The sequence below is a fragment of the Bacillota bacterium genome (assembly GCA_040754675.1).
Lineage (GTDB): Bacteria > Bacillota > Limnochordia > Limnochordales > Geochordaceae > Geochorda.
In genome coordinates this window covers 1-7,943 of the sequence record JBFMCJ010000124.1, presented here as the reverse complement: position 1 = coordinate 7,943, position 7,943 = coordinate 1, and the positions used below count along the sequence as shown (strand labels likewise).

Below are 7,943 nucleotides of genomic sequence, written 5' to 3'. Positions count from 1 at the left end.
GCGGGAAAGGCTCCGTGAACGTGGTGCGCCGGCATGGGGAATGGATGCAGAAGAAGCGTCGTACCATCAGCCGCAGCCGAACCGGACGGCTTCCCAGCGGCACATCCCGGATGCTCCGATACCGGCGGCTGTGGACCCGCCGGCTCACATGACCGCACTCCGGGCACGCGGCGTACACGGCGCGCCGCTTCACCTCCAGAACGATGGCTCCACCGTCGACACCACCCGAGCGGATGGTATACTGGTCCACGGGTAGGAAAGTTTCTCGCACACTCCCTTCACCCCTTGCAGGAAGGTGTGTGCGTCTCTTTCCTACCCGTCTTCTTGTGGACCTTCACCGCAATTGCGGGAGAGCCAATCATAAGCCGGCCGCAACAGCTCATTCCCGAAGAGAGCGTTCGAACGCTGGATGAGCGCTTCGGAGCCATCTGTGGACAGTGCGGTTTTCCGGGTTCGGAGGAGTTCAAGTGGTCAGCGCCGACGAACTCATGGATGAGATCCGGCCTCACTGGTGAGCCGCGCCAAAGGTTCTTTCGGTCGATCTTGCAGGCCGCCGCCGATTACGGTGCCGTTGTCATCGTGATGGTCGAGGATACCAACTTCCAGCCAGCGAGCCGCGACTCCCGTAGTCCTGAAGAGGACGTAACAAGGATGTTCCTCGAGCGCGTGGACAACGAAGCTCGCGCCCGGCGCTCTAGGGTCGTGATTGTCACAGATCGGCCAGGCGGGGGACGGACCGACGAGGACAAATTCCTGGAGAGCTGCTTGGCAACCATTCGCTTAGGCACCGAGTACACCAAGCTCCGACGTATATCGTTGACGTTGTCGGCCCCGTCGCATCTGTCACGCCTCATCCAGCTCGCGGACGTCGTCACCTCGTGCACTCTCGCACGCGTTGCAGGCGAAGCTAGGTACGCGCCGCCCGTGTTTGCCGGAATAATACCTCTGATGCGAGGCACAGAGCACCGACGAGGAGGGTTAGGACTGAAGATTCACCCGGATGGCCGATACGTTAACCTCTACCACTGGCTCCTCGGTGACACAGGGTTCTACGATGCAGGAATGGTTCACCCACTCCCGTGTCCGTACCGACCGTACGCGAACGATCCAATGGTGCCGTAAACCACCAACGCAGTGGCGCTCCCTTCGGTCCCTGTAAAACCAGTTCGTCGTCCAACCGCGAATGCCGAATCGACAGCCAGATGCTCTCAGCCCAGAAGGGTTGCTGCGAGGGTCTCATGCTCGTGTCTTCAAAAAGGAATGGTACTTCACCCGTCATTCGCCACCTCTATGGGTCCCCTCCCAGATGAGGACGAGCAAGAAAGGTCGAGGTGGCTCTTCTGTAGCAGTGCCCGTCTGAGGTCTCGGCGGTTGCCCGGCCTGGTCACCACGAGACGCGGTGGGTGCGGCCGATGTCATGAAGCCGAGTGCACCGCCTCCCCCACCGGCGACGAGCCTCGGGTTAACGCGATCGCACCGCGTCAGGCGGAGCACTCTTCCAACAAGAGCCCTGGCCCGCATATCGGCCATCAAATCTGCGGCATACGCATGCCGTTGTGGTCTGCAGGACAGGTGCTCCAGAAACTCAAGGCTTTGCGGCTCTCCTCTTGTCGCATTCCGGAGCGGCAGGTGCGCCCAGTGGGCTGACAGCAATCGGCAAGCGGGCACCACATTCGCAACAGCGCGGGGATGGCCGCCGACGCCGCATGTGTTCCCCGACCCCTGAGCGAAGGCATACCATCCCATTCTTCTCGAACGCTTCATCCAGTATGGAGCCTTGCCCCCGTCGCGGAACCGGAAACGTGGCCATTGGGAAAGCAGGTACGCCTGCGGCACATCCAGAAGGTAGTCGCGATCCCTCCGGAACTTGACCTGCCATAACGCTGCTCGCGAGACTCGGAGAGTTGCGCTCTCTTGATTACAGTATACCCACAAGACATCAGCAAGCTCCTTAACGATATCATGGGCGACCGGGCAATTAAGCCACGTATGGTTGAAACAGACCTTGGGCCGGGAATGAACCTTGTAGGATCGGATGACCATGTTTCGTGGTGGTCGGAATTGGTTAATGCACTGGTGGAGCTTGTTCAAGAAGTCGCCTTCCGAACGGCAAGCGCCGCCTCCGATATGGTCAATCTCCCTGGCCAAGTGCAGTTGCCACACCATCCCTACCTCGCTTTCCCTCTTGCACCGCAAGTGCACGGCGCTATTCCCGGAACGGTCTGCTTTTAGGCGGACCAGTGCGGGGAGCTTTGCGGGACGTTGCCGACCCCAAAACCAGACGATGGTCAATGGCGCCGACCTCGCCGGGACGTCGTTGACCAGCCTGGAGGCGGGCGCCTGTATCCTCTCGCTGCCTAGCGCGGACCAAGGGACGGCCTTGGCCCCTCATTGGCGGCCTTTGCATCCCTCGCAGATCTTAGTGACGCAATGACGTATCAGTGGATTCGGCTCCTTTCGTCGCCATCCTGCCTTCCGGGAGCGCGCTTGCGAGTCCGCTACCCTCGGTCAGCGCTCGCTTCCCTAACGGCCGCCATCACTGCGCCTGCTCTCGCCGGCAGGAGCGTCGAGGGCGACCCGGTGGCCGCCGGGCGGCTGCAGGAGGAAGCTGATTGCCCCGATCCGGGCTCATGCCGCCCGCGTGGGGGCCTTCACCCCTGTTGCCGCCGGTGCCCCCACTGCCCCCCCCGCTGCATCCACAGCCGGCGGGGGCCCGACTGCCCACTTTTCGCACCGAACTCGCGTCGCCCCGGCGCCCCGCTGTACCGGTTTGACCCGGCCAGCACCCGGCGTGGGTACCCGGCGCCCGGTTCGAGCGCTACCCGGGCTGCAGCGGACCCTTCGCCGACGGCTCCTTCGCCCTCATGCTGGTCAACGGTCGCCGCGTCGACGCGAAGCGCCGCCCCCACGAGCCCCGAATCCCCGGGGTTCCAACCTTCTCTGGGTGCCAACCTTCCGGCCCATGTTCCGCCATCGTGGTCGGCTGTCGGTTCACGAGGAGGAACACCGCCACCCCCCGCGACGAACGTCGCCATCCGACCGTGACGGATGCCGCCGTCCGCCCGCCGTTGCAGACGCCTTTACCCGACCGCCCCACGAGAAGCCCCGGTGATCCGACCGCAACCTTCCTGCGGCCGGACCGGGCGGGGTTGCCCTACGTTCCGAGTCGCCCCCCTAAGTTGTTCCTGCTACGCCAGCCTTTCGGCTGCCTTCAGCGCCCACCGGATGTGCCAGCCCAGCCGATCCCGGGAATACCTGTCCAATGCACGCTGGCCTGTAAGCATACCGGAGAAAAACACGGGCGTCGGCCGGCCGCGCAGAGACCAGACATGGTAGCCCTTCTCCTCGTGAAAGCAATTATCCGGTACAGGGCCGCCCCTCTGTATCAACTCGGATGCCAGCGCGTTGACAACGACAATGGCCATCGGCTGGAGTTGCTCCACAGCGCGGACGAACACGCGGAACTGCCGACGGGCGAAGTGACTGCCCCCTTGGTCCAGTTGAAGCGCTTCTTTCAGTACATTCTGCTGGGTCGCCCGGACAGCAAACACGTCGAGGTGCTCCCAGTTGCCGTCTGGTGCCAGCTCGTTAAACGGCCGAAAGAACGGGTGACGACGCCGGGCTTCGGCCTCAAGCTCGAGAACCCGCGACGCGATGCGCTCGTCGTCCAACTGGGACGCCCTCTCAATACGCAGGTCGGGGGCGTACTCCTTGACGACCGGATGCTCGAGGTCAGCCGAGGGATTAAGCCCGACGAACAGTACTGCACCGGAACGCAGCGGCGGGTACTGGATCGGCCACAGCTTGTCCAGGGCGGGCGGCCACGGACCTGGCTCCAGCGTATCTTTCCATAGCTGGCGCAGCCGGCGGTTGATCTCCTCGTGGGTCTCCATTGCTGTACCGCCTTTCGTGGGATCGCTGCCGACGTGGCTCGCGCAGGAAGACAGTTCAGAGCGTCGGGCGCCAGCCGAACGACCCGGGCAATACGGGGCTACCATACGTGAACGTGTGGAGTTCCCCTCTTTCCCATGTGGCTCGACCCCTGCCGGATGCGCTCCGGGGAATGCCCCTCGACCCCCACCGGGCTCACGACGTGGGCTTCCTGACGCGCCCCCCCGCACTTTCTCCCGGCCGGCACCAACAGGCTTCGGTACAACGGCCAATGGCTAGGTGACTTCAGTCAGAAACCAGGTTCTGCAGGGCGCCAGCCTGCTCTCGCTGTTGGCTCGCGAGAAGTGCGGAAGCTGGTAAATGGCCAGACCGTTATAGAGCACCTTGCGCCACTGGTAAATGCCCCGTCCCTGGGAGTAGGTACAGTTTGCCTGCCAGTCGAAGTCGAGGAAGTGCGGCGAGGCAAGCAATGCCAGGGTGTGTTTGCCGGCTACCACGACGATCCGAGCCTGGTGATCCTGAATGATGGTGCGGGCGAGTTCCCCCGCGTACTGCAGCGCTTGCTCGTACCACGGTGCCTTCTAGAGAGCCGTCGCCGAATGGGTGTGCCAAGGCACCAGGAACGCGTGAGTGGTCTCGTCCATCCATTCCCGCAGGCCCGGTACATTGAAGAAGCGGCGGAAGTTCCTCCAGTATGGAAGGCGACTGTTTTCATACAAGGGAGTCTTGTCGGGAGGCAGCAGGCTAAGCTCAAACGGGTGCTCGTCACCGTTGCCTCCGAGCCCCGCCGTGCCAGGATTGAGTCCGAAGTAGACTCTATCGGTTCGGGCGTAGCAGGTTCCAAGAAACAGGTTGCCCCCGGCTGCAAGCGACGGAGTTCCGAACTGCCTGACGAGGTTTTGATGGAAGGACAGTGCCTTTGCAACCGCTTGAGCGATTCAAGGTGCGACACCAGTGCCTCCTCCTCTCATCTTGCTGGCGACCCTGGCAGGGCTTTGCCTGTTCTTACCAATATAGAACTAAGAAAGCGCTGTCAAGCCGGCTTCGCTACCGGTGAAGCGGGCCGGCGAACCGACGGTACCGGTGAATGCCGGGGCCTCCGAGCCGATCAGCGACGTGGTTAGCACTGCCAGACCGATGTTGGCACGATAGGGCCGGGGGTGGGTGGTAACCTCGGATAACGTTTATCTCTTTGTTGGCGGCGCACGAGTGTAAGGCGCCCTTTCTGCAGAGGAGCCCCAGGGGATTGGGGAGCATGCCCTACGTGCGGCTGCGTCGGCCGTGGGGGCTTGGCTGGCTGTCGTTTTGGGGATGGCGTCTGTACCGGGACGACGAGAGGCAGTGGTATCTGGTTCACAGCGGGACCGGATCCGTGCGTCACCTCGGGCGAGCCAGCCCAGGCAGGGTCCCGCCCGGCGGGCCGACGCGGTGAGCCACCGGCCGGGCGGTTGACGGCCGGGCTCTTAGCCTCTCCCATGCCTGCGCCGGGAGTATGCCTTCACCTGGTTCCCTCGCTCGGGAGGGCATGGCTCGGCTGTTCTTGCAGGGCACCGTCCACAGCCTCGGCCCGGGTCCCTGGGCACCACGGACGGCGTCATGCGCCCCATCCTGGAGGCCTCGGGCCTCAAGGCCGGCGCGGACTTCTTCCTGGCCCACTCCCCCGAGCGGGTCGACCCCGGCAACAAGCGCTACACCACCAAGAACACCAACAAGGTCGTCGGCGCCTCCGACTCGGCCTCCCGGGAGGTGGCCCTGGCGTTCTACTCGCAGACCATCCAGCGCGTCGTCCCCGTCTCCTCGGCCGCGGCCGCCGAGCTGGTCAAGGTGTTCGAAAACACGTTCCGGGCCGTCACCATCGCCCTGGTCAACGAACTCGCCATGCTATGCGACCGCATGGGGCTCAACGTGTGGGAGGCGCTCGACGCGGCGTTCACCAAGCCCTTCGGCGTACTGCCCTCCTTCGGCGCGGCCGCCTAACCGCGAACCCCTTCACCATGGGAGGATGGGGTTTTCGACCGGCGGTCGAGCGCCTGCTCTTCCCGCCGCAAGCCGGCCGGCCGCCGTACCGAAACAAGCCTCGGATCCTGACCGTGCTGGGCCACTGCCAGGACCTCAGCTCACCTGGCCTCGCTTGAACTCGAAAGCCGCCGCCCCTGCATCGCTTCGCTGGCCTTTCAACAACCGCAGAACGCACCGGCTGGTCAACCACGGCCCCGTCTCATCCTCGCCATGCCGGGCCCGCATGTTCCCGCGACGAACGCAGCCGGTTCGGTTCTGGACACATCCCGAACCCGTTCGGCCCGTAGGGCCTCTTATCCAGAGATGGCTGAGGGACTGGCCCGATGACGCCCGGCAACCGGCCGCCGGCCGACAACGGCGGCACGCCGCCAACCCCAGCGGACGGGACGAGCAGGTCCCGAGAGATAAGGGGAAGATGAGGACGGAAACCTCTCCTGACAGCCTTTGGGCCATTACACCCTGCCTTCTCCGCCTGCGCGCCAACGCCGCGCCGCGGCACCACACAGGGAATCTCGATGACAGGCAGGGACGGAACATTCAGGGTGCCGCCACGGATCCGTGGTGCGGCCGCCAGTTGCCACGAACGCGACGAGTGTTGCGCAAGCAGCCTGCTGCGAGCGGCGGAAGCGGGGCAACGAGCCGGACACGTCGAGTGGGGGTTCGGCCTCCGCAGCGAGTCGCGAGGGCGCTTGCTGCCTGCCGGAACGCGCGAAACGACACGCCATGAGCGAAGGGGCGCACTGCCCGTTGCCTCCTGGATGGCCGCTGCGATCGGGCGGCGTACCCGCGCGGGCCGGCCGTGCACCGCCGCTTGCAGGTCGTGCGCCTTGAACAGACCGCGCTCCAGCCCCGAAGCAACAGCTTCCATGATATGGTGGGGATCCGTGCCGCCTTCCGCCGCATCCCGGTCCCCTGCACCGCGGCAACTCGCCCTGGTATGCCACACCCGGCTGAAGTCAGCCGGGGTGTGATGAGTCCCTTGGGCTCAATGCCACCGCTCGAAGGACAAGTCGGGCGTCGAGGTAGCGGGGTTCCGGCGAACCGGCGCCTGTCACACTCAAAGGCAGAGTCACCCACGCCTGTTCGCGTGCCCACATCGTCCCGCAAGGCTGCGGCGCTGCTCGTCGAGGAGGTGCTTGCTGGTAGTAGTACCGGTTCGCCGCAGGAACCTCACCGTCGCGTTGCGTACTTTCGCATCGAACCATGTTGGGGCCCGGCCAGGCGGCCCTGTCCCGATGGCAATAACTGGCTGGGCCGCGTAGAGAAGCCGTGACGGAGTTGCAAACGGGGGGAAGGCCCGGAGGTACGGGTTTTCCCCAGCATTCGGCAGGGAGCAGGCGTCACACAGGACGTGGGACAAGGCCCTCAGGGTGCCAGGATCGCGGTCGTCCATGACTGGCTCGTGACCCGGGGCGGGTCGGAGCGAGTGCTCGAGGCGCTCGTCGGGCTCCTCGGGTACCCGCCCGTCTATACGCTCTTCTACCAGCCCCGGGCGTTTACGGGCTCGCCGATAAGCCGGTGCCGGGTTGAGACGTCCGGGTTGCAGCGCCTGCCGGGGGCATTGTCACACCACAGACTGCTGCTGCCGCTCATGCCGTATGCCATCGAACAGTTCGACCTGTCGGGCTACGACATCGTCATCTCGAGCAGCCACGCGGTCGCCAAGGGCGTCCTGACGAGGTCGGACCAGCTCCACATCAGCTACGTCCACACACCGATGCGCTACGCCTGGGACCTATATCATGAGTACCTGGATGGCCCGGCCGTCACCGACCCTGATGAGCGAGGGCGGGAGGGCAGGAGCGGGCCTGGACGGCGGCGCCATCCGCTCCGAAGGGGTTTGAAGCGCCTGGTGACGGCCGCCGTCCTGCACTACCTCCGGATGTGGGATCTGGCCAGCGCGGCCAGGCCCGACGTGCTGGTGGCCAACTCCAGGTATGTGGCCCGCCGTATCTGGAAGACGTACCGGCGCCAGGCGCACGTGATCCACCCCCCGGTCGATGTGGAGCGTTTTCGGGCGGCGGCACGGCGCC

7 protein-coding genes, 1 pseudogene and 1 riboswitch are annotated in these 7,943 nt (G+C 64.7%); of the genes and pseudogenes, 4 read left to right on the top strand and 4 right to left on the bottom strand.

The annotated features are described in order from the left end of the window. Positions 1-271, bottom strand: a 271-nt coding sequence (locus AB1609_09030; protein MEW6046611.1) for a transposase family protein, incomplete at its 3' end; no start/stop codon positions are given. A gap of 26 nt (positions 272-297) precedes the next feature. Between AB1609_09030 and AB1609_09025 the strand changes: the two genes are divergently transcribed. Together AB1609_09025 and AB1609_09020 are read left to right on the top strand one after the other, a co-directional pair. After that, complete coding sequence (locus AB1609_09025; GenBank protein MEW6046610.1) at positions 298-1,122, top strand: DUF3800 domain-containing protein; 825 nt, start codon at positions 298-300, stop codon at positions 1,120-1,122. A 792-nt stretch (positions 1,123-1,914) separates the two neighbouring features. Further along, the gene (locus AB1609_09020; GenBank protein MEW6046609.1) at positions 1,915-2,232 is read left to right on the top strand and encodes a hypothetical protein; all 318 of its coding nucleotides are present in this window, start codon (positions 1,915-1,917) and stop codon (positions 2,230-2,232) included. A gap of 419 nt (positions 2,233-2,651) precedes the next feature. On the opposite strand, the gene AB1609_09015 is transcribed toward AB1609_09020, so the two are convergent. The 3 genes from AB1609_09015 to AB1609_09005 form a co-directional block, all read right to left on the bottom strand. Next, positions 2,652-2,951 (bottom strand): hypothetical protein, encoded by a 300-nt coding sequence (locus AB1609_09015; protein MEW6046608.1) that lies wholly within the window; start codon positions 2,949-2,951, stop codon positions 2,652-2,654. 237 nt (positions 2,952-3,188) lie between these two features. Next, positions 3,189-3,893, bottom strand: coding sequence for a hypothetical protein (locus tag AB1609_09010; GenBank protein ID MEW6046607.1), 705 nt, complete (start codon positions 3,891-3,893; stop codon positions 3,189-3,191). A gap of 273 nt (positions 3,894-4,166) precedes the next feature. Further along, positions 4,167-4,388: a hypothetical protein gene (locus AB1609_09005; protein MEW6046606.1), complete on the bottom strand. Its 222-nt coding sequence runs from the start codon at positions 4,386-4,388 to the stop codon at positions 4,167-4,169. Between the two features lie 1,081 nt (positions 4,389-5,469). Between AB1609_09005 and AB1609_09000 the strand changes: the two are divergent. Beyond that, positions 5,470-5,847 (top strand): annotated as a pseudogene (locus tag AB1609_09000) (UDP-N-acetyl-D-glucosamine dehydrogenase). Positions 5,848-6,200: 353 nt separating this feature from the next. After that, positions 6,201-6,321: riboswitch (SAM riboswitch) on the top strand. 940 nt (positions 6,322-7,261) lie between these two features. After that, a partial coding sequence (locus AB1609_08995) for a hypothetical protein (protein ID MEW6046605.1) occupies positions 7,262-7,943 on the top strand: 682 nt, incomplete at its 3' end.